The sequence below is a fragment of the Psychrobacter sp. Pi2-52 genome (assembly GCF_904846705.1).
Classification (GTDB): domain Bacteria; phylum Pseudomonadota; class Gammaproteobacteria; order Pseudomonadales; family Moraxellaceae; genus Psychrobacter.
In genome coordinates this window covers 1-21,947 of the sequence record NZ_CAJHBS010000008.1, presented here as the reverse complement: position 1 = coordinate 21,947, position 21,947 = coordinate 1, and the positions used below count along the sequence as shown (strand labels likewise).

The window sequence follows — 21,947 nt, the reverse complement described above, 5'->3', positions numbered from 1 at the left end:
CTGGCTTTTTAGTCAGACGTTATTATTACTTACACCGATTGTTTTAGCCTTAACGCAAGTAGACATCAGATGTATTTTGCCGTAATTAGTATTTTTCCTGAGATGTTTGCCACGATTCGTGAATTTGGAATCACGGGCCGAGCAGTGACTCAAGAGCAAGTTACGATTGAATGCATTAATCCACGTGATTATACCACCGATAACTATCGCCGTATTGATGAGCGCCCTTATGGGGGTGGTCCTGGGATGGTGATGATGGCTGAGCCATTATCGAAAGCCATTGAGGATGCACGATTACGTGCCAGTCAGCATGGTTGCCGTGTCGATAGTGAGCACTGTCCGGTGATTTATATGTCACCGCAAGGGCAAACGCTTAGTGAGAGTAGCGTAGTCAATATGACTGATTACGATGGCATGATTTTATTATGCGGTCGTTATGAAGGTATTGACGAGCGTTTACTGTCACAATATGTCGATATGGAAGTATCGTTAGGTGACTACGTGTTGACTGGTGGCGAGTTGCCAGCAATGGTGCTGATGGATAGTGTGATACGTCGTCTGCCCGATATCATGGGTGATGACAAGTCAGCGGAGCAAGACTCTTTTGTCGATGGCTTGCTTGACTGTCCACACTATACTAAGCCGCATGAGTTTGCGGGTATGGCGGTTCCTGAGGTATTACTTTCAGGTCACCATGCCAATATCGCTAAGTGGCGTTTTAGTCAGCAAGTTAGTCGTACGCAAACGCGTCGTCCAGACTTATGGCAAGCGTTTACCCCAACGGTAGAGCAAGCGAAGTGGTTGAAAGCATTGGCCAAGGCAGATAAAAAGTAGGTTTTTAAACTCTAACTTTATTGTTACTAGTTTTGATAAACAGTTAAGAAACAGAATTTTGAGCAATAATAAAACGAGTCATCACATAGTGGCCGTTGGTTATAACCCATTTACGTTGTGTCTCACTATAAAGAGATGCGATTAATTATTACAAACAGGTGATATGCGTTAAGCCTCTATTATCTAATGTGAGGAGATAACTCTCATGAGCAACAAGCATCCATTGGTTCAGGTCATCGAAAACGCTCAATTGCTTGAGCGCCCAAACTTTGCACCCGGCGATACCGTTGTGGTACAAGTAAAAGTACGTGAAGGTGAGCGTGAGCGTTTACAGGCTTTTGAAGGCGTTGTAATTGCTAAGCGTAACCGCGGTCTAAACTCAGCGTTTACCGTACGTAAAATCTCAAGCGGCGTTGGTGTTGAGCGTGCATTCCAATTGCATTCACCAATCATCGATAGCATTGAAGTGAAACGCCGCGGTGCTGTTCGCCGTGCGAAACTGTACTACTTACGTGAGCGTTCTGGTAAATCAGCACGTATCCGCGAAAAACTTGCGCCACGTCCAGCTCAGAAAAAAACTGACGCTGGTGTACCTGATGCAGTTGATACTGCACCTGGTATCTAAGCACAAGTTTGCCGTTTTGAATTAGTCCTATAATTTTAGGATTGGCTCAAGACAAGGTAATAGTAGATACAAGCCCTTATTCATAGGTTTATTTATAAATAAGCGGGCCATACCAAAAAAGACGAAACCCCAATCTATGCGAAAGCTAGATTGGGGTTTTTGTATGTATAGCATTAATAATTTGAGTTTTATCAGCTCTGATAGTGCCAGTTATAAGCTAAAGTTTATTGAGCATCAAACGTATCGATGCGGTTGACTTGCTCTTTGGACTTACTGTATTTGCGCAGTCTAATGTATAAAGTCTTGGTAACGGTTGCAATGAGCTTTTGCTGCTCATCAACGATATCGACTTTATATTCACGGAATACCGCTTCGCCTTCTTTTGCTAGATCTTGAATGGTAATAATTTCAGAGCTAGGTATTTTCATGCGTGCAGTGACTTTGCTATTGCCAGGCGCAATGAAATCAATATGTGAGCTTTTGTCCCACACCACGTAATTACTACCCAGTTGATGCATCAGCATAAGCATATAAAAAGGGTCAACCATTGAATATAAGCTACCACCGAACTGAGTACCGACGATATTTTTGTTCAGAGTGTTTAGTCCCATGCTTACCACGCACAAACCCTGATCGAGACTGATATGATCGATTTTGATACCTGCGCCAATGTATGGTGCATAAGTATTAAGGCGCAGCTTTAATAAATGCGGTGTCAGCAATGGCATGATGCTTTTTTTTGCCCGACGTTTCAAGGTCTCAAGGTTGGTAGGTAGTACGCTCATAAACTCGTCCTGTTGCCTTTTCTCAATTTTTTGATTGTATCAATAATGCGGTTTTAAGCAGTGTCACTGAGAAATAAATCGATAAAAAGTATTTATCATAATTAAAAAGTACTCAGCTCGCTAGCTCTAAAGCGTAACCGAAATGACATATTTATGCCCACTTACAGGTAACGATCATTATTTATTATAACTATCTTTGCTATTCATCTATGTGATAAAAATCTACCTAGATGTAAACAATTATCAATAAAATGGTCGTTTATCCTAATTCAAAGTCTATAACAGAGAGATTTTTTACTCATGGTTTTCTATTAAGGTTAATTTTGTCTCAAATAGAAACTTTAGTTTATATATTATAATGAGATACATAGTATCTTTAAATGGTTTTAGGTTCGCATTTCATCAAGTCTTGGCATACAATAGTTCGCAGTTTGTAATAGGCGCTTTGGTTTATGACATTAGAGCAGAGCGTGTGTAGTCAATCAAAGATGTAATCGACACAAGGAAATGTGATGAGTAACCCTCAGACCCCCTCTTCAGGGTCTAATCCGCCGACCTCGAACGTAAACCACAACAGTCAAGTACAAGGCAGTTATGTAGATTTGCATAAGCCCAGTTCTAGTTTCGACAGTCGTGATGCTTACTTAAACCATGAATTACAAATCATGCAGCCGAAACGCTGGCGTCCTAATTTACCATTCCGTGATTACCGTTTTGAATACGAAGATACTATTCCAGCAATGGCCGCGACCATTGGTAAAGTTGTTATGGTGGGCGCCATTGCAGCAACCTTTGCAGGTCCACTCGGCTTAGGTGATGCGTTTGTTTTAGAAAACGTGCGCTATGAGCTATTGATCGTCTCCTTCTTTATTATCTTATTTTCGGGCTTTCTACTGCCGACGGCCAACCTTGCAGGTACTCACGGTCCACTTATTCCTTTGATTCCTATTGTGGTAGCAGCTGGTGGGCACCCGATGGCCTTTGGTTTGCTTATCGGTGCTTTTGGTCTGCTCCTCGCGATTAGTAAAGGGGGGAGTCTACTAGCCAACTTAACCAGTAAAGGTGTGTGCGGTGGCCTATTGATTTACTTGGGCTTTATCGGAACCACATCACAGGTCAAAAATCTCTTTGCTTGGGCAGAAGGGATTGGCATGTCGCATATCGCTTTCTTTATTATTCTGGCGACTATTCTGCTGTATGCATTGCTTGAGCATTGGCAAAAACGCTGGCTCGCGGTTCCGCTAAGCTGTGTGTTAGGTGGTGGTCTTGCATTTGCATTGGGCGCACCTTTTGCGTTCAAAACAGCACCAGGTCTACCAAACATGAATCCAATGTATTGGTGGGGCGAAAACACAGGTTGGATGTTAGGTCTGCCGACGATTGAAAGCTTCATTGTAGTACTGCCGTTTGCTATTTTGGCCGTGGCAATGTGGTCGCCAGATTTCTTGGGCCATCAGGTGTTCCAAAAAATCAGCTATCCTAAGCGTACTGAAAAAGTGCTTATGGATATTGATGACACCATGACCAGTGCTTCATTTCGTCAGGTAGTCGGCTCTGTATTGGGCGGCGCCAACTTTGCGTCATCTTGGGGAACGTATATTGTTCCTGCGGCGATTGCTAAACGTCCAATTCCTGCCGGTGCTTTATTGACGGCTCTATTTTGTATTATCGCAGGGGTTTGGGGCTATCCGATGGATTTGGCCATTTGGCAGCCAGTGATGTGTGTGGCCTTGATCGTTGGGGTATTTATTCCATTACTAGAAGCTGGTATGGAGATGACGCGTGAAGGTAAAACCACGCAATCTGCTGCTATCGTGGTATTCGCATCGGCATTGGTCAACCCAGCCTTCGGTTGGTCGCTCACATTGTTGCTTGATAACTTAGGTCTGATCGGCTCTAAAGAACGTAGTGCCAATTTGACTAAGATGAGCCGCTGGATCATACCGGGTATTATGTTCGTGGTACTGACAGGCGTCATGGCTATCGTCGGTATGCTACCGGGTATCCCAGCATTGATGGCAAACTTCCGTCATTAGCAGTAGGTTATTGCATAAACGATAATAGAACAAACTAAGCCGGCGAAAGCTGGCTTTTTTATGGGTAGCACTGCGATAATAATTGGCTTGTAAAACAATGACTCCCGCCCCATAACTAGCAGTATTACTAAGGTTTTTAAGAGCAATAAATTCTATGGTTAATGTCTCAGAATCGAGTCCTGTCGATGATAAAAAAGCCCGTCTTAAGCATTTGATTAAACGCCTGCCTAATTTACCAGGAGTGTATAAGATGCTGGGTAAGAACGGCGATATATTATACGTTGGTAAAGCTAAGTCGCTAAAAAGTCGGGTAAATAGCTATTTTGCCAAGACGATTGACCATCCAAAGACACGGGCGCTAGTGGCGCGGATTCATAATATTGAGACTATTATTACGCGTAGTGAGACCGAAGCGCTGTTGCTTGAACAGAATCTAATCAAGGAGCATCGTCCGCCCTATAACGTGCTGCTGCGTGATGATAAATCCTATCTTTATGTGTTTATCTCAGCCGATAAGCCTTATCCACGTTTGGCCTACGGTCGCGGCAAAGGCAATCATCAAAAGGGTCGATTCTTTGGCCCGTTTCCCTCTGCACATGCGGCAAAAGAAACGTTGGTATTGATGCAGAAGATGTTTCAAATGCGTCAATGTACCAATACCTTTTTTAAGCAGCGTCAGCGTCCTTGTCTGGAGTATCAGATCAAACGTTGCCGTGCGCCCTGTGTCGGTTTGGTATCATCAGAAGAGTATGCAGAGGATGTGAATAACACCATCCGTTTTTTAAAAGGAGATTCTAGCGATATCCATAGTACACTGATTGAAAAGATGGAAGCGTCAGCTGAAACGTTAGATTTTGAAAAGGCGGTATTTTATCGAGATCAACTGTCCATGTTACGTGAAGTACAAGCAAGGCAAGCCGTCTATACCGTACAAGGTGAGGCAGATGTGATTGCCATTGCTAGTCAGGCTGGCATGACCTGTGTGAACGTGCTGACGGTACGTGGCGGCCGTGTATTGGGCGGGAAAAACTATTTCCCAGATGTGGACAGTAGTGAGTCGTTAGCAGATAACCTATCGGCCTTTATTACGTCATTCTATTTCCAAGTAACCGATGATTTGCCCGCTGAAATCATATTGAGCCATCAGATACCAGATCAAGTGGCAGTAAGTGAAGCATTGGCAACGCATTTCGGTAATAAAGTAGTCATCAAGACCAATGTGCGTGAGCACCGTTCAGAGTGGCTGGACTTAGCAACACTAAATACCAGTAATGCATTAAAAACCAAGCTTGGCGATTATCTAGAGCTACATGCGCGCTTTGGTGCGCTAAAAGACGTACTGGCGACTGTCACTGATCGGACGATTGATCGTATTGAATGCTTCGATATCTCACATACGATGGGTGAGGCGACCATTGGTAGCTGCGTGGTGTTTGACCAAGGTGGCTCGCGCCGTCGTGATTACCGTCAGTATGCTATTCATGATATTCAAGGTGGCGATGACTATGCAGCGATGAAGCAAGTGCTGACCAGACGTTATAAGAAGCAGCCATTGCCGGACTTGCTATTGGTTGATGGTGGTAAAGGTCAGCTTGGTATTGCCAAAGAAGTATTAACTGAGTTGGGTATTCTTGGTGACACCTTGCTCATTAGTGTGGCAAAAGGGGAAGGGCGCAAGGCTGGGCTTGAGGTATTGCACTTTATCAATCATGAGCCGTTAGATCTACCGATGGATAGCAAAGCATTGCACTTGCTGATGCATATTCGTGATGAGGCGCATCGTTTTGCGATTACCGCTCACCGTAAAAAACGGGATAAGCGTCGCTCTTCATCAGTGCTAGAGGTGATACCGGGACTGGGCGAGAAACGTCGTCGTGACTTGCTCAATCATTTTGGTGGTATGCAGCAGCTGCTTGGCGCTTCACAGCAAGAGTTGGCAGGCGTACAAGGAATCGGACCAGTACTCGCAAAAACGGTTTATAAAGTACTGCATGAGTAATGGATTAGATATTATCAAGCAGCAGTTTTTATTGATTGTCTATAAATAAGACTGTGTGAAGATTAAAAAAAGGGGCAATTTCAGATAAGTAAAATTATCCAAGACTGCCCTTTTTTAATAAGCTTTTACTACTTATCAGTTTCTACTTTATAAGTGGTAAATTTAAAGCTTAAATCGCTTTTTTCATCGTGCATCTGCTCAGATTCGTCTGCTACTTTAAAGCGTTCTGGCAACTCAGGGTAAAATGCATCGCCGTCTGCAATATCAGTATCTACATGAGTCAGCTCAATACGGTCCGTATACATCAGAGCATCACTAAATACGCGCTCACCGCCAATCACCCAAATCGTATCGAGATGCGCGCCATGTGCTAGGCTAGCTGCTTGTGTCAGAGCATCGTCTAGATTGTGTACCACATAAGCATTGTTGCTATCTGCTAGACCTTTTGTCTCAGCATAATCCATCTGTGTCGTGACAATGAAGCTCACACGCTTTGGTAATGGTTTGCTACCCATTGACTCAAATGTCTTACGACCCATGATCACGATACCTTGAATCTTACTATCGTTTTCTTTGGTCGTCATGCTTTTGAAATGTTGCAAATCTGCTGAGATATGCCACGGTAGCTCATTGTTTTTGCCGATACAGCGATTGCTACTAATAGCAGCGATTTGGGCAACTTCGGTATGGGCATAGCTCATAATATATCCTTTTTATTATATTCTTAAATTTTGCTCTGATTCAGTATAGTTAACCAGACTAACTTTATACGGCAACTTTGGCTTTGATAGCAGGGTGCGACTCATAGTCATTGACGTTAATGTCTTCGTACTCAAACGCAAATATGTCTTTTACTTCAGGGTTCAAAGACAATGTTGGCAGTTTATATAGCGAGCGTGTCAACTGTAGCTCGGCCTGCTCACGGTGGTTTTGATAGATATGGCAATCACCACCTGTCCAGACAAACTCTCCAACTTCTAGACCACATACCTGCGCGACCATATGAGTCAATAGCGCATAGCTCGCAATATTAAAAGGCACGCCTAAGAATTTTACAACCCCTAATTTATGCACAAGTCGTTTTATTTACTAATGTAGAGCATTATATTCTGACTGTGCATTTTTAATTCTGCACAATACGGAATGTGTAAACGGTCAGTTGTCCTTAGTAGCAATACCAACACTATTTGATTTACCGAGTAGAATGTCTTGATAAGAGATATTATATCTTATCAAGACATATAAAACACTTAGCCCAATACTAAAACTTACCCTAAAGCTCGATCAACCAATGCATCAGTAAGCTGAACTTGCGTCTCTTGAGACTGCTGTAGCTTCTCTTTTAGCTGATCACAAATAGCCATTAGCTCGTCGATTTTAGCAACGATGCGCAGCTGTTCTGCAAGAGGTGGTGTTGGCAATAAGATTGAACGACTTTTTGTGACTGAAATATTGTCCTGACCAGCTGTTCCTATAAGCGCAATTTTATCAAGAAACATACCTGAAACTAAGTAGGTATAGATAAATTTATTTAGATTCGAAATGAATGGTCTAAACATCACAATGGCCTGATTGCAGTTCCATTCTGGATAGGTATCGGGAATGATAGCTATCTTTCCAAGAGGTGGACCCACGATATTCATTATCACATCTCCTGGGCAAAGCTGAGAGCGCTTCAAACTTGAAGAGTGATAACCTTCCTCAATAAATTGTGGTTGGTATTCAAAATCTATTTTTTGGTTTCTTATATTATAAACCTTCAAGTATGGGATACCTGTATCATCTATAAATGAACTCTTAGGTGGCGTTGACCCAGAAGTTATACCATCGCATATATCATCTAATCGACACCATTCCCAACCTAAGGGCAAATCAAATAATCTTTCTTCATCTTCAATAGGTGGTAATGCTTTACGTGGTTTAATCTTCTTCTCTTGAATCAACTGCTCTTTCTCTTCCGCAATCTTTTCTAACAATACTGAAGCAGGTTCGTCATCTGAATTCTGTGAAACTAGCTTACCCATCACTGCTAATTGCAACACAGTTTGCTTTAGGGCTTCGATGCTTTGCTCAGTCGTAAATAGGCTATCGAAATACTCAGATATCCTTGCCCAGTTTTGTGCCAGCTCATTAGCATCCACACTATCTGTCAATGTGGCCAGTAATACTTCTACAAGCGTCGCATGAGCTTCGATACTAGCTTCGGTTTGCTGTTCTAGCTGATCACATAGCAGCATCAGTTCATCAACTTTAGCAGCAATAACGGCTTGTTCATCAAAAGGAGGTAGTGCAAAGACAAGGCCTCTTACTTTTTCCGAATTTAAGTTTTGCACCACCGCTCCAGAAGCTGATTCTTTAAATATTTTGTAAACATAAGGACTGGATAGAAGTAAATAAAGAAAGTTTTTATTTATTTCATTAGGTGGGTTAATTCTTAACCAACCATCATGTATGCATCCTTCGATATTCGTAATGTAAGGGCGACCGAAAGACATTGAATTCGTTAGTAGAAAATCCCCTGGATAAACCATCCTAGTTTTTTTCAAACCTTCAGGGCGTATTTTTTCAACGGTTTGATTAATGTACTTGCCACCTTGATCTGTATCACTAATTTTAATCCAATTTAAACCATCATCCGATTCTGTTAGATAGCTTTTAATAGGACGTGGAGAGCCTCCACGTTCAACGTGACAAACTTCTCCCAGTATGCACCACTCCCAACCAGTTGGAGTATCAAAGTTCATTTGATTTGTTAAAATATCAGGTAAAGGCTTTCCTTTCTTTATAGTACCTTCTTCGATACTTTTCTCTTTTTTAGTAAGCATTTTTTTAACTAAAACAGATGCTGGTTCATCGTCAGGGTTCTGCGGAACTAGCTTGCCACGTACTGCCAAGTCAAATATTAGCTCACGCAATTTGCTAATGCCGTATAGCTCATATTTTTTGCTACTACCACGCCCACTAGTCGATTTAGCCCGTATAGCGCTGGTCCAGATATCGATATGTTCAGTGATCAACTGCTCTGGCTTGCTTATATCTTTACCCATCTCTAAGCTTGTCTTTAGGTTCATAACTACTTGCCCTCTGTCGTGTTAGTAGACAGTGCAGTACCCAGTACATCTTTTAATTGGCTGCGTAACGTATCGATGCTTTGTTGTTGCTCTGCATATTCAGCCAGTAGCTTATTAGGGTCATAATCAATGACCTCGCCTTGGTAGGGGTTTGAGATATCGAGGTTATAGTTACGCTCGATGACCTCTTCAATGCTGACCTTCCAAGCGTGATTATTTTCGACACGACTGGCGAAGCCGTCAGATTCATCACCCCACCAGTCAATCTCGGTTTGAAACTCTTCAAACTTCATTGGTTTGGTTTTGCTGTAGTTTTTGACGCCTTCAGGATAAGGATGCTCATAAAACCAAATATCTTTGGTTGGCTGACCTTTGGTAAAGAAGAGAATATTGGTCTTAATGCCTGTATAAGGGTTAAACACACCGTTTGGTAAGCGCACGATGGTATGCAGATTACATTCTTCTATCAGCATCTTCTTTAGCTTGGTTTTTACCCCTTCACCAAATAAAGTACCATCAGGCAATACGACGGCGGCGCGACCTTTTTCTGCTAAGACCTCGATGATTAATTGTAAGAACAAATCTGCCGTTTCGCGTGTTTGGAATTCAGCAGGGAAGTTCTTTTCGATACCGTGCTCTTCAGTACCACCAAAAGGTGGGTTGGTTACGATGACATCAATATCACTGTCCCAACTTGATAGCGGCTTATTTAGGGTGTTATCGTGGCGTATCTGTACGGGTACTTCGATACCATGCAGCATCATATTGGTCGTACAGAGCAAATGTGGCAGTTGTTTCTTTTCAACACCCAAAATTTGTTTTTGTAGTATCTGATGGTCTTCGGCAGTTTCGACATAGTTGTTTTTGATATGATCAAATGAACATGCCAAAAACCCACCTGTACCACAAGCTGGATCCATGACGCGCTCACCCAGCTTTGGATCTACACGGTCAACGATGAAACGTGTCACTGCACGAGGGGTATAAAACTCACCTGCATTGCCCGCACTTTGTAAATCACGCAGCAGCTGCTCATAAATATCACCAAACAGATGACGCTCATCTGAACGATTGAAGTCCACTTCGTTGAGCTTATTAATCACTTGGCGTAACAGCGTGCCGTTTTTCATATAGTTGTAGGCATCGCTCAAACCTTGACGCACGACAAATCCACGTGGGTTGGTATCTACTGGCGCTGTCAGGTTTTTTAGCTCAACGAATATTTCATCGTTTACGAACTCTAGTAACTCCTCACCAGTGATGCCTTCGGGATCAGCCGCCCAATTACGCCAGAGGTATTTTTCAAGAATAGGTGTTTTATAGTTTTCTTGTTCGAACTCAAGTGCTTCTTCTTGTGCATCAAATATCTTAAGAAACAATAACCATGACAATTGGCTTAGACGTTGGGCGTCACCATCGACACCAGCATCTTGACGCATGATATCTTGAATAGACTTGATAACTGAACTGATTGACATGTTGTTTCTCTTTTTAATAAACAGTGGGTCTTAATGAACGATAGATTTTAATAAATAGTATGAATAAAACAAGCCTCAATAAGAGGCTTAGATATATAGTTGTAGCTAATTTTTTCTAGTTACTTAAGCTTGTTTAGGTGGCGGTGCCCAATAGATTTCGTTTTCAAGATCACTAATGGCTTGCTGATAATCTTGTTTACTACCGAAGCCTTGTTTGACGATTTCCATCGGACTACCCAGCTGATCAAGCGGCTTCACTTTGAGCACGTTTAGGCTTTCGATCTCCTCTACACCTGCATCAGCATATTTATCGAGCAAGGCGTTCAATACTTTCTGAGCAGTGTCTGAATACTTGGTGAAGTAATTGCGCTTCTTAACCTCATTCGCACGTTCACGACGGGTCAAGGGTGGCTGGTCATATACCACATGGCAAATCAGATCGAAGGGATCCATATCTGACCCGATTTCTTCCTGTAGTGCTTCCCAAATAATACCAGCATTTGCAAGCTCATCAATGATAGTCTGTTTGCGCTCAGTATCATTCCAACGCTTGGTAAACTCATCCAAACTAGCGAACTGTTTGGTAAAAGTTTTGCGAGTATAGTCCTGAAAAGACTCGGTGACCAGCTTGCCATCAGTATCATAATACTGGATACGCTGTGCCATGACTTGGACAGACACACCTTTCACATGGTATTTTTTCGCAGGCTCACTAACACCTATGTCATCACCCATACCAGTCCCTAAATCAAAGCCGCTCTTATCGTCTTGGGTTGTATAGGCCAGATCAGTACCATTAGCAATATCTAACTCTGCGTCTGACTCACCATCTACCACTTCATCAAGCTCATCGCTGCCTTCATTAATCTGTGATGGCGTCACGGTCATGATACGTTCAGGAATACCATCGAAACGCTCATCTGCAAATAGCTCAGTTGCTTTTTTAAAGTCGAGAATAGTAAACCAAAGCTTGCCATATTTATCATTGATACGAGTACCACGGCCAATAACCTGCTTAAATTTGGTCATCGATTTGATGTTTTGATCTAAGACGATTAGCTTACAAGTTTGGGCATCGACACCAGTCGTCATCAGCTCCGACGTCGTCGCTATCACAGGATAAGGTTTCTTTGGATTGATGAAGTTATCGAGCTGCGCTTTGCCCAACTCATCATCACCTGTAATTTTCATGACATACTTTTCGTTCTTTTTGACCTGCTCGGGATTACAGTTAATCAGCGCACGGCGCATGCGCTCTGCATGATCAATATCATTGCAGAATACAATGGTCTTAGCCATTGGGTCAGTGCGCTGAAGGTAGCTAGTAATGGTTTGTGCCACCAACTCAGTACGCTCATCAATCACTAAGGTACGATCAAAATCTTTTTGATTATAGATACGATCTTCAATCAGCTCACCATGCTTATCTGTCTGTCCTTTGTTTGGACGCCAGCCTTGTAGATCGACATCGATATCAATTCTAACCACTTTATAAGGCGCTAAAAACCCATCTTCGATACCTTGTTTTAAGGTATAGGTATAAACAGGATCTCCAAAGTAATAAGAATTAGATACCTCGTCAGTCTCTTTAGGTGTCGCTGTTAAGCCTACTTGTGTGGCGCTATTAAAATATTCCAATATTTCACGCCAAGCACTATCTTCCGCAGCACTACCTCGGTGGCACTCGTCAATGACAATCAGGTCAAAGAAGTCTGGTGCAACCTGTTTAAAGGCTTTCTGATGCTCTTCTGGACCTGTTAACGCCTGATATAAGCCTAAATGAATCTCGAAGGCTGGATCAACGGTACGGCCTTCTATTTTGGTCATTGCAGTGCCGAAAGGCTGAAAGTCATTCACCCGTGTTTGATCGACCAAAATATTACGATCTGCTAAAAACAAGATACGTTTCTTTTCTCTAGCCTTCCACAGACGCCAGATGATTTGAAATGCAGTGTAAGTTTTACCCGTCCCTGTTGCCATTACGAGCAGGATGCGATCCTGTCCACGAGAAATGGCTTCTATGGTCTTATTGATGGCTTGTAGTTGATAGTAGCGCGGTGATTTACCACTGCCATCATCATGATAGTCTTGAGTGATGATAGGTAGCTGAGATTGCGTATAGCCTTTCCACTGACAGTACTTATCCCATAGCTCAGCTGGCGTCGGAAAATCTGCTAATGAAATTTCTGTTTCGAGGGTAGTGGTACTGGTTTTATCATGAAAAATAAAGCCATCACCATTAGATGAAAATATAAACGGCACTTCGAGTAGCCCAGCATAATCAAGCGCTTGCTGCATCCCTTTACCAATAGAGTGTTTGTTTGCTTTGGCTTCGATAACCGCAAGTGGCAGATTAGGCTTGTGATATAGAACGATATCAGCAGATTTGACTGTCTTACGCACTGCCATTTGACCACGGACAATAACCTTCCCATCACGAAGCTTCACCTCTTCGCGGATTTGAGTCATGTCATCCCAACCTGAGCTTTTAATGGCAGGTAGAATAAACTTGCTGATAATATCTGTTTCAGATAATTCTAATTTGTTGATACCAGCCATGGCAGTAGGCTTCCTATCTAGCTAGTGTTGGGGGTAACTTATACTTTAACATATGTTTTGTATTATTCTTCTGTTGAAGTATCAACCTTGTAGTAGCTAAATACCTTTGAGGCAAAATTAGTCGAATAGAATAGCTTGTTAAAGCTGCTATAAAGATTTTTATAGCAGAAGAAATAAACATTTTTTTAGTAAAATTATATCGATTTTATTTCAAAACAACTATACTTTCCTAAAATATACTGATGATAGTCACGGAGAATTACATGGTAAGTACGACAAAAGCACTAGCAATTATCTTTGTAAGTATGATGCTCGGTCAAACAGCTAATGCTAAAGCAATGACATCTCAAGAGATATTAAAGCTAAAGGACGTAATTATTTATGACGAGCCTGTAACCGAAACAGAGAAAACGACTGATTGGTATGCTACGCCTATCTCAGTTATGGCTGAAAATGCAAAAACCAGAAAAGCTGAAGCTATATTGTTTTTTGTGGAATCTACTGGTTACTATGGTGCATTTGCCAACCATGTCCAAATCAACTGCGTCAACCCTTCAGAGTCTTTTGTCAAAATAGATAATAACAAAAATATAAGTCTAAAAACCTCAATGGCTTTTGAAGAAAATCCTTATGATAAGAATTTCGAATATCGTATGGACAGAAAAGCAGTTGAAGGAATTTTTACCAAGTTCTGTAAATGATAACTAAAGTATATTTTATGATCTATTGTAGCTATCACGAACAGTACATCAAGTGAGGATGGCGATATGTCAGGTGTATATATATTAGTAGATAGGTCTTTTATTCTTCACAATTACTTTCCTGTCTTCAAATAAGGATTATTACGATGATAAAAGCTATATCTGTAACTCTCACTACTATAGCCTTTACATTCTCAACCCCTGCTTATGCTGCACAGTTTTCTTCTATTATTGATGCAATAGCAATTCCTAAAAATGTTGAATACAACGTAAGCAATTGGGAGAACGCAGAGAAGATTCAAGGTGTTGAATGGGAATGGCCGTATTACGAGTCAGGTGCTCATGATCATACTATGGTAGGCACGACTAAAGTAGGAAGTAGTAAAAACCCTAATATTGGTTACACTGAAGTCACTATCAATGGTGCTAGAACTTTCATAACAGAAATCGAAATAACTATTCAAAACGCAGGAGAAAATCCTTCTAAAAGTGAAATAAATAAGCTTTTTGGTTCGGGTGAGTTAGTTAAAATTCTATCATCTTGTGATCAAGATTATGCCACTTGGGCAGATGCAACCTATCGGTTTAACAAAACAAAAGCCCAGCCAGTTTTTATACGATATGGAAGTAGCTGGGGTGCTTCGGGAAGCGGTGCTGTAACCATTAAAGTAGCTAATAGTTTAGTAGATTTAAATGGTTATGATGATTGCTATGATAGGCGGACATTAGATAAATGGAAAAGACTCTCTGTTTGAAAAAATTACTCTGAGTTACGTGCAAACAAAACAAAGTTTAAAAGCTAGTTATATAGAGTTTAGGGCACTATATTATCTAGACGCTAGGTTCATAAGTTTTTTGCTAAACGATTGGCTTATGAGTAAATTATAGACAAGTTGTTAACTTTCATTGGAACTAGAGAGATTTTATGATTTTAAAAACAGTACGTCTATCTAACTTCCAATGTTTTGGTAGTGAGCCAACAGAAATACATTTTGATAAGTTGACTTACTTAATTGGCCCAAATGGCTCTGGTAAAACTGCTGTCTTACAAGCGCTGTGTAAAATGTTTTCGATAGACCCTTCTATACGCAGGCTGAAACCTTCTGATTTCCATGTACCACATGATGAATCTGAAGTACCTAACGAAAGAAAGCTATGGGTAGAAGCGGAGTTCGAATTGCCGGAAGCATCTAATACCTCCGATGAGTCAGCTACTATTCCACCTATGTTTAGTCATATGCGACTTAGAAGTGCCTCAGCATTTCCTACAATTAGGTTTCGCCTTGAAGCTATTATGGGAGTTGATAGTGATATTGATGATCCAGCTTTATTTTATGTACTAGAGACTGATGAAGCAGGAGAACCAATAAATCCACATAGAGTTCCTCGTTCAGATAGGAATCTAATTCAAATTCACTATTTGCCTGCTAAAAGAGAACCTTCTGACCATGTGGCTTTTGGTACTAACGCATTGCTTGGACGTCTACTTCGCTCAGTAAATTGGTCTAATGAACGAGAAGTAATTAAAGATCTTACTGATAAAATCAGTGATAGCTTATCTACTAATGATTCAGTTAGTTTAGTGAGCTCGCTACTTCAAAGCGTATGGAGTGACCTACACAAAGGTAGCTACTTCACCAATCCAAAAATTAATTTTTCTAACTCAGAGATTGATTCACTTCTTCGTCATATGTCTGTATCTTTTTCGCCAGGCCACGGTCAAAATAATGTAGATTTTTCACAATTGAGCGATGGTCAGAAATCAATGCTATACCTCTCTTTAGTCCTGACTTCTCAGGCTGTTGGAAGAAAAGTACTTAAAGGAGAGGATAATACTTTTGATCTAGATAAGCTAAATCCTCCTATATTTACTATTGTTGCTCTTGAAGAGCCAGAAAATAGTTTGTCTCCTCATTTCCTTGGTAGAATTGTTAACTCGTTAAATAAACTGATATGTGAGAATGATGCTCAAGCATTAATAGCGACGCACGCACCTTCTATTTTAAAAAGAGTAGCGCCTGAACAGATACGCTATCTAAGATTAGGTACAGATAGGCAAGCTATAATTAGCTATATAAAACTACCAGATGAAAACGATGAAGCACATAAATTTGTGAGGCAAGCAGTTCAAGCCTATCCTGAGGTTTATTTTTCAAGATTAGTCGTTCTTGGAGAAGGCGATAGTGAGGAGATCGTCATACCAAAATTACTGGAAGTGAAAGGTATTCCTGCAGATGAAAATGCTATTACTATTGCCCCGTTAGGTGGTAGGCATGTTAATCACTTTTGGCGACTTCTTACAGGACTTGGAATACCTTTTATTACACTTTTAGACTTAGACCTAGCTCGTAATCAAGGCGGATGGGGAAGAATTAACTATGTTAATAACCAACTGTCAAACTATCGTCCAAACGATATTTTAACACCTGAAAACCATATCCCGAAATGGAACGATTCTGATAACCTTTTTAGAGAAACAAAAAACTACATTGATTATTTTGAAAGCAAAGGCATATTTTTTTCTTATCCCTTAGATTTAGATTTTTCGATGCTATATAGCTTTCAGGCTGCTTTTTCAGCTGAGACAGAGACACCTACAGAATCAACAATTAAAGCAGTGTTAGGGAAGAGTTATTTCGATTCGACACAATATAGCGAGGATGAACGTTTATTTTTCAGAGCTTACCATAAGAAATTCAAATTAAGCAGTAAACCTGCAAGCCATATTGATGCGTTAGCAAACCTATCCGATCAAGATATTCTTAATAATATGCCAGACTCCTATTCAAGAATGATTGATGCAATTATAAGTTTGATAGATGAGTTACCTGAATGATTGCTACTGAAGATTGGACCCCAGCCGATAAGCTCACTCTTGAGCCTAGTGCTATGACTGTTGTGAAGTCTATAAAGGGTTGTTATGCGCTTACAGCAGGTCCTGGAGCAGGTAAAACTGAAATGCTAGCTCAAAGAGCTGATTTTCTTTTAAGGACTCAAACTTGTCGTTATCCGAAAAGAATTTTAGCCATATCATTTAAAACTGATGCGAGTGGCAATTTAAGAGATAGAGTTATAAGACGTTGTGGCCATGAATTAGCAACTCGATTTGATAGTTTTACTTTTCATGCGTTTGCTAAAAAGATAATAGACCGATTTAGACCAATTCTTATAGGCCTCGATGCATTGGACTCTGATTATAAAATTGGAGAAGCTCGTGTTCATAGGAAACAAATAACTTTTAGTGATCTAGTACCTTTTGCTATCTCTATATTAGAAAGCTCAGATATGGTGAGAAACATAATCAAAAACACATATACTGATGTATTTCTTGATGAGTTTCAGGACTGTACTAATTTGCAATATAAGCTCATTCAACTGGCTTTTTTAGGTACAAATGCTCGTATAGTATCTGTAGGTGACAGTAAGCAAAGAATAATGGGTTGGGCTGGTGCTCTTGAAGGTATATTTAAAACTTACGCAGATGATTTTTCAGCTACTCCATTAAGACTTTACCTAAATTTTCGTTCAAAGCCTAGATTATTAAGATTACAAAATGAAATTATACGAGTGTTGGAGCCTGAATCTGTAATGCCTGAAGGCTCACTTGATGGTGAAGAGGGAAAAATTCTCATCGAGTGTTTTACGGACGCTCAAGCTGAAGCAGTATTTATAGCAGGTCAAATCCAGAACTGGCTTGAAGTAGAACATATTCCAGCCTATGAAATTGCTATTCTTATATCTAAACAAATAGACTTGTATGCCCATTGCTTAATGGATGAATTAAATAGGTTAAATATCCCCTTTCGTAATGAACAACAACTGCAAGATTTAAGCAATGAGCCCATCACTCAATTACTGGTCGATTTCGTGTTATGCATATACAGTGAACATGAACCAAAATCTTGGATTAAATTACATGAAAAGATTGCGACATTTGATGATATTGACCATTCAAGTGTAACTTTGAAGATAAGTAGTTACATTCAAAAAGAATCTAAATCCTATAGACAGTCTAAAGACTATTCAAATTGGTGGGAAAACATTCGATTCCTTCTCAAAACTTTGAAAGCGAAAAGATTGATTACACTTTCTCCCTCTTATGAATCTGTTGACTATCTAAAGCAGCTTGTACTCGAATTTAAGCAAGAGCTAGAAAGTATTTTAAGTTTAGAGGTAGACTTAATTGAGGCTTTGATAAGGTTTTCAGGAGATAATGCCATAAGATTATTAACGATTCATAAGAGTAAAGGCTTAGAGTTTGACTCAGTTATTATGATGGCAATTGAAAAAGAGATTTTCTTTGGTAAAGAACGTGATGAAAGATGTGCCTTTTTCGTTGGAGCCTCTAGAGCAAAAAGGCAGTTACTATTGACACATACGAATAGTCGGAGTCGCCCTAATAACCATTCAGGACGCTGGAATGTGAACAGAGCACCTTACCATGAGTTTTTAAACTATTGCCGTTTAGTACAATAGTGTCAGAAAAGCTTTGACTCGATTGGTCCATATAATAATATTTATACCAAATTTTGTATCTCAATCTCCAGCGCATCACATATCTCATATGCTTTCTTAAGCGTAACATTCTTCTCTCCACGCTCAATATTCCCCATGTAGCTACGATCAATACCTGCCATCTCTGCCAATCTTTCTTGGGATATTCCTTTGCTTTTTCGCATCTCACGGACACGCTTGCCAAAGGCAATCATGCGATCATCTGTTGTCATCTCATTAACCACTGCTAAAGATAGCAATACTCACAGTGGTAAGCTACAATATCCACGGGATATAGTCGGTATTGAGAGGTGGGCGTGAAAACTAAACTAGAGTATCAGCCAGATATTACAGAGACCAATAAGCTTATTTGTGAGAGATACTGGCTAAGAGAAGCCGACAAACGAAGTGGTTTTATATATACCTGTAAAGAGATAGGTCAAGAGTTTGATGTTAAGCATCAGGATATACCTAGTATCGTTAAAATAAATGCTCATCTTGTCGTACTGGACTGTCAATGCATAGACTGCGGTAAAACTAAGATTTGCTATACTCGTTCACAGCTAACCCGATTGGATACTATTAGGTGGCGGTGTGATGATTGTAGTGAGGCGCTTGAAAAAAGAATGGATCAAGAGTACTTAGAGTATCGTCTTAAACAAGACCGTTTATCAGAAGAAAAGAGACAGACCGCTCTAGAGTACATCAATCAATGCCGAAGCATTCAATTAAGCAGTATGCCTTCAGTCACTGAGCTTAACGACGTGGATAAACTTCTACTCGCAGCGACTGTAGAGAGCCTAGGGGCAGATAATATAAGGCATACAGTCTCTCTACGTGACAACTTATCATTACCTTTATCACCGTTCTCTAAATTAGATGAAGAAATACTACAGCATCTCTTTAACCGAAATCTGCTTATACTAGGTCCTGAAAATAGCTACGAATACGTAACTATCAACGAAGAAAAAGAGCTAGAAATAGATTTCTATCAAGCGATCTTTGAGTTTGCTTATAGTACTGAGAATCTTACTAAAATATTGACAAACGCTAAGTCTAAAAAAAATACCAGTGCTCTAGTAGCAGATAGTCAATTTAAGAACTGGTGTGAAAAGTTACAGCTAGGAGAGTGTTTAAGCTACCTGATTACTAGGTCAAGACTGAACTATCTAGCACCGCCTATTGGCGACAAGCTAATTAGCATTCTCAGAGCATGTTTAGCTGAATGCTCTGTATCAACCATGCATTATGTCATTTGGAAGTCTGTTGAAAATGCTGCAGCATACGTGCAAAAACCAGGTATTACTCGAAGACATGCTTCAAATTCTGTTTCTGGTAATATAGAAAGGGTTTTCGGTAAAATACATAGTGGTAGTTGGAATCGCAATAAATCTTTTCGCGATGCTAGCCACCCTCAGTCTGCAATGGCCAAAATATTTTTTGATTATGTATTTGGAGTAGATGATGGTGGTTTTCACCATACTCTTGATGAGCTATTCAGCCCATATAGGTCTCAAAAAACTTTAGAGCAAGTAAGTTACGCAACTCTAGGAGATGCTAGAAGTACGAATTATTCAGTCACAATAGCTCTTGATATTAAACAATCATGATTTACCGATGTCTAAATCATTAATACAATTAAATCAGCCGAATAAGACATAGCAATGAGAGGAAAGTTATCTAGATAGAAGACTATCTGACTTGCTGAACAATTTTATTACTACTGATAGGAGCTAGTATGGAAGATTCTAAATCTAAAACACCGATTGTTGACGATCGTCCTATTTTAGTAAGTCAGAAAGAGATAGAAAAGCGCCGCCGCATCAACTCTGATATTTTGAGCAGCTTTGCAATCGATAATATTCCTATCAACCCAGATACTCAGCATATTTTCAAAGACTTTGAGGAAGGTAAAATTGCAACTAGCAGGGAAGTAAAAGCTTTGCTACACGCTCACTATACTAAGATAGCTCTTGAAGATAGTTAGCGCTTATGACTACTGTTTTATTTTTAGATATAGTAATTCAGCAAAGCATAATTATTTAAGTTCATTACCTGACGTATTACGTATCTTTTAGTACTCGATAAACTGTAGCCACTCCAACACCACAGGCCTTAGCTATTTCATCTTTTTTCATATTATTTTGACTTGCTAATTCTCTAATGCGTTTGTGCTTCTGTGTATTAGCTTTTTTGCCTGTAGGTTTATAACCACTATTAGCTAATCCTTGCTTAATACGCTCTCTACGCTTGTCATTATCCAGTTTAGCCATTGTTGCTAACAAATCAATTAGCATGTTGTTGATTACAGCCAATATCTCTCCACTCATACCAGTATTAATTGTATGCGTAGTAGGTAGGTCTGCTACGATTAATCTTAAGCCTTTGTCTTTCATTCTTTGTTTTAAAATACCAAAATCATCTTGAGACAATCTGCTTAATCTATCCACGCTCTCAACAAGCAATACATCTCCCTGATTTGCATCATCAAGTAACTTAGTAAGTTCTGGTCTATCTAACTTAGTACCACTATAGTTTTCAATGTAATCAACATGACTGTCAGCATAATCTTTACTAACGCCAATCAAGTCAGACAAGGCTCTCTTAGCATCTTGGTCTTTTGTGCTAGCTCTCACATATATTCTGACTGTCATAGGTATCAATATATCTTTTAGACTTAAATATTATTGTTTAATGATAATACTATCGTTTAATAGTGAAAACAACTCTAATGATAGATTTATTATCATTTAATTATTTTACTGTTAAGGTATAGGCTAATGATAGGGAGAAAGCGTAGTAACCTGTCTTATAGTTCAAAAGTCTGTTATAAATGGTTCCATATTAAAGTCTGTTTTAAGTAGTCTGATAATAAGTTTGAAGGGTTAAGTAGCTAGTTCCGCTGGGGTATACCTTTTAAAACTGGTTACTTAAAATGATAAAAAACGAGTTCAAAGTATAATATGCCATTTCTCAATGATTTGATGTAGTCAGAATAGGAAGAGTACTACATGAAGAAACTAGCTCCTTTCTCAGAAATGATTGGTACTTCCAATCCAATAATAAATTCAAAAGAATTTCCAAGTGTAGAAACTAAAGTTAACAAACTATCAAGTGCTGATGCAGATACTGTTTATAAATATTTGATAAATGGCATAGAAGTAATAGAATTTCTATCGCCTGAGCTAGATATCATTGATAGTAAAGTTAATGTTCGTACTAAGGTCTTTACTGATGGTTGCTATCTCTGGACGATGATGATCCCTCATCTAGTAAAAAACTATAAAGTGAACCGCCCCGGGATTGTCGGAGACTCAACATTCTGAGAGAATACGACAATGAAAAAACAAACCTACACTCCTGAG

18 protein-coding genes and 1 pseudogene are annotated in these 21,947 nt (G+C 39.9%); 11 read left to right on the top strand and 8 right to left on the bottom strand.

The features are described 5' to 3' along the window. Window positions 1–69 precede the first annotated feature (69 nt). Both trmD and rplS read left to right on the top strand, forming a co-directional pair. Complete coding sequence (gene trmD / locus JMY00_RS06195; RefSeq protein ID WP_102092093.1) at window positions 70–834, top strand: tRNA (guanosine(37)-N1)-methyltransferase TrmD; 765 nt, start codon at window positions 70–72, stop codon at window positions 832–834. 205 nt (window positions 835–1,039) lie between these two features. Beyond that, complete coding sequence (gene rplS, locus JMY00_RS06190; RefSeq protein ID WP_101205948.1) at window positions 1,040–1,459, top strand: 50S ribosomal protein L19; 420 nt, start codon at window positions 1,040–1,042, stop codon at window positions 1,457–1,459. A 224-nt stretch (window positions 1,460–1,683) separates the two neighbouring features. Here the strand turns inward: rplS and JMY00_RS06185 are convergent, their stop codons facing one another. Then, complete coding sequence (locus JMY00_RS06185) at window positions 1,684–2,244, bottom strand: DUF4442 domain-containing protein (protein ID WP_201579506.1); 561 nt, start codon at window positions 2,242–2,244, stop codon at window positions 1,684–1,686. A 512-nt stretch (window positions 2,245–2,756) separates the two neighbouring features. On the opposite strand from JMY00_RS06185, the gene JMY00_RS06180 reads away from it, so the two are divergent. Further along, window positions 2,757–4,280, top strand: coding sequence for a DUF3360 family protein (locus tag JMY00_RS06180; protein WP_201579505.1), 1,524 nt, complete (start codon window positions 2,757–2,759; stop codon window positions 4,278–4,280). Between the two features lie 154 nt (window positions 4,281–4,434). Beyond that, window positions 4,435–6,279: an excinuclease ABC subunit UvrC gene (gene uvrC / locus JMY00_RS06175; RefSeq protein WP_201579504.1), complete on the top strand. Its 1,845-nt coding sequence runs from the start codon at window positions 4,435–4,437 to the stop codon at window positions 6,277–6,279. Window positions 6,280–6,407: 128 nt separating this feature from the next. Here uvrC and JMY00_RS06170 read toward each other — a convergent pair whose 3' ends face one another. From JMY00_RS06170 to JMY00_RS06150, 5 genes and pseudogenes are all read right to left on the bottom strand, one after another. After that, window positions 6,408–6,980, bottom strand: a complete 573-nt coding sequence (locus JMY00_RS06170) for a dihydrofolate reductase (protein WP_201572239.1) — start codon at window positions 6,978–6,980, stop codon at window positions 6,408–6,410. Between the two features lie 64 nt (window positions 6,981–7,044). Next, a pseudogene (gene thyA, locus JMY00_RS06165) lies at window positions 7,045–7,329 on the bottom strand (thymidylate synthase); the annotation flags it as partial. Window positions 7,330–7,547: 218 nt separating this feature from the next. Further along, complete coding sequence (locus JMY00_RS06160) at window positions 7,548–9,350, bottom strand: restriction endonuclease subunit S (RefSeq protein ID WP_201579502.1); 1,803 nt, start codon at window positions 9,348–9,350, stop codon at window positions 7,548–7,550. 2 nt (window positions 9,351–9,352) lie between these two features. Beyond that, window positions 9,353–10,828, bottom strand: a complete 1,476-nt coding sequence (locus tag JMY00_RS06155) for an N-6 DNA methylase (protein WP_201579501.1) — start codon at window positions 10,826–10,828, stop codon at window positions 9,353–9,355. A 123-nt stretch (window positions 10,829–10,951) separates the two neighbouring features. Next, a complete protein-coding gene (locus JMY00_RS06150; protein ID WP_201579551.1) occupies window positions 10,952–13,378 on the bottom strand; it encodes a DEAD/DEAH box helicase family protein in 2,427 nt (808 codons plus the stop codon). Between the two features lie 272 nt (window positions 13,379–13,650). Between JMY00_RS06150 and JMY00_RS06145 the strand changes: the two genes are divergently transcribed. From JMY00_RS06145 to JMY00_RS06130, 4 genes are all read left to right on the top strand, one after another. Continuing rightward, window positions 13,651–14,088: a hypothetical protein gene (locus tag JMY00_RS06145; RefSeq protein WP_201579500.1), complete on the top strand. Its 438-nt coding sequence runs from the start codon at window positions 13,651–13,653 to the stop codon at window positions 14,086–14,088. A gap of 146 nt (window positions 14,089–14,234) precedes the next feature. Continuing rightward, entirely contained in the window at window positions 14,235–14,843 is a 609-nt protein-coding gene (locus tag JMY00_RS06140; protein ID WP_201579499.1) for a hypothetical protein, read from the top strand. A gap of 170 nt (window positions 14,844–15,013) precedes the next feature. Beyond that, entirely contained in the window at window positions 15,014–16,924 is a 1,911-nt protein-coding gene (locus JMY00_RS06135; protein WP_201579498.1) for an AAA family ATPase, read from the top strand. Continuing rightward, window positions 16,921–18,564: an ATP-dependent helicase gene (locus JMY00_RS06130; RefSeq protein ID WP_201579497.1), complete on the top strand. Its 1,644-nt coding sequence runs from the start codon at window positions 16,921–16,923 to the stop codon at window positions 18,562–18,564. The genes JMY00_RS06135 and JMY00_RS06130 overlap by 4 nt, the downstream gene beginning before the upstream one ends. Before the next feature lie 41 nt (window positions 18,565–18,605). On the opposite strand, the gene JMY00_RS06125 is transcribed toward JMY00_RS06130, so the two are convergent. Continuing rightward, the gene (locus JMY00_RS06125; protein ID WP_201579496.1) at window positions 18,606–18,815 is read right to left on the bottom strand and encodes a helix-turn-helix transcriptional regulator; all 210 of its coding nucleotides are present in this window, start codon (window positions 18,813–18,815) and stop codon (window positions 18,606–18,608) included. A gap of 84 nt (window positions 18,816–18,899) precedes the next feature. Between JMY00_RS06125 and JMY00_RS06120 the strand changes: the two genes are divergently transcribed. Together JMY00_RS06120 and JMY00_RS06115 are read left to right on the top strand one after the other, a co-directional pair. Next, on the top strand, window positions 18,900–20,192 hold the full coding sequence (locus tag JMY00_RS06120; protein ID WP_201579495.1) for a hypothetical protein: 1,293 nt from the start codon (window positions 18,900–18,902) through the stop codon (window positions 20,190–20,192). 128 nt (window positions 20,193–20,320) lie between these two features. Further along, window positions 20,321–20,569, top strand: a complete 249-nt coding sequence (locus tag JMY00_RS06115) for an antitoxin VbhA family protein (protein ID WP_201549598.1) — start codon at window positions 20,321–20,323, stop codon at window positions 20,567–20,569. A gap of 76 nt (window positions 20,570–20,645) precedes the next feature. Here JMY00_RS06115 and JMY00_RS06110 read toward each other — a convergent pair whose 3' ends face one another. Continuing rightward, window positions 20,646–21,236 (bottom strand): recombinase family protein, encoded by a 591-nt coding sequence (locus JMY00_RS06110; RefSeq protein WP_201579494.1) that lies wholly within the window; start codon window positions 21,234–21,236, stop codon window positions 20,646–20,648. A 357-nt stretch (window positions 21,237–21,593) separates the two neighbouring features. Between JMY00_RS06110 and JMY00_RS06105 the strand changes: the two genes are divergently transcribed. Beyond that, window positions 21,594–21,908, top strand: coding sequence for a hypothetical protein (locus JMY00_RS06105; RefSeq protein WP_201579493.1), 315 nt, complete (start codon window positions 21,594–21,596; stop codon window positions 21,906–21,908). The last annotated feature ends 39 nt before the right edge of the window (window positions 21,909–21,947 follow it).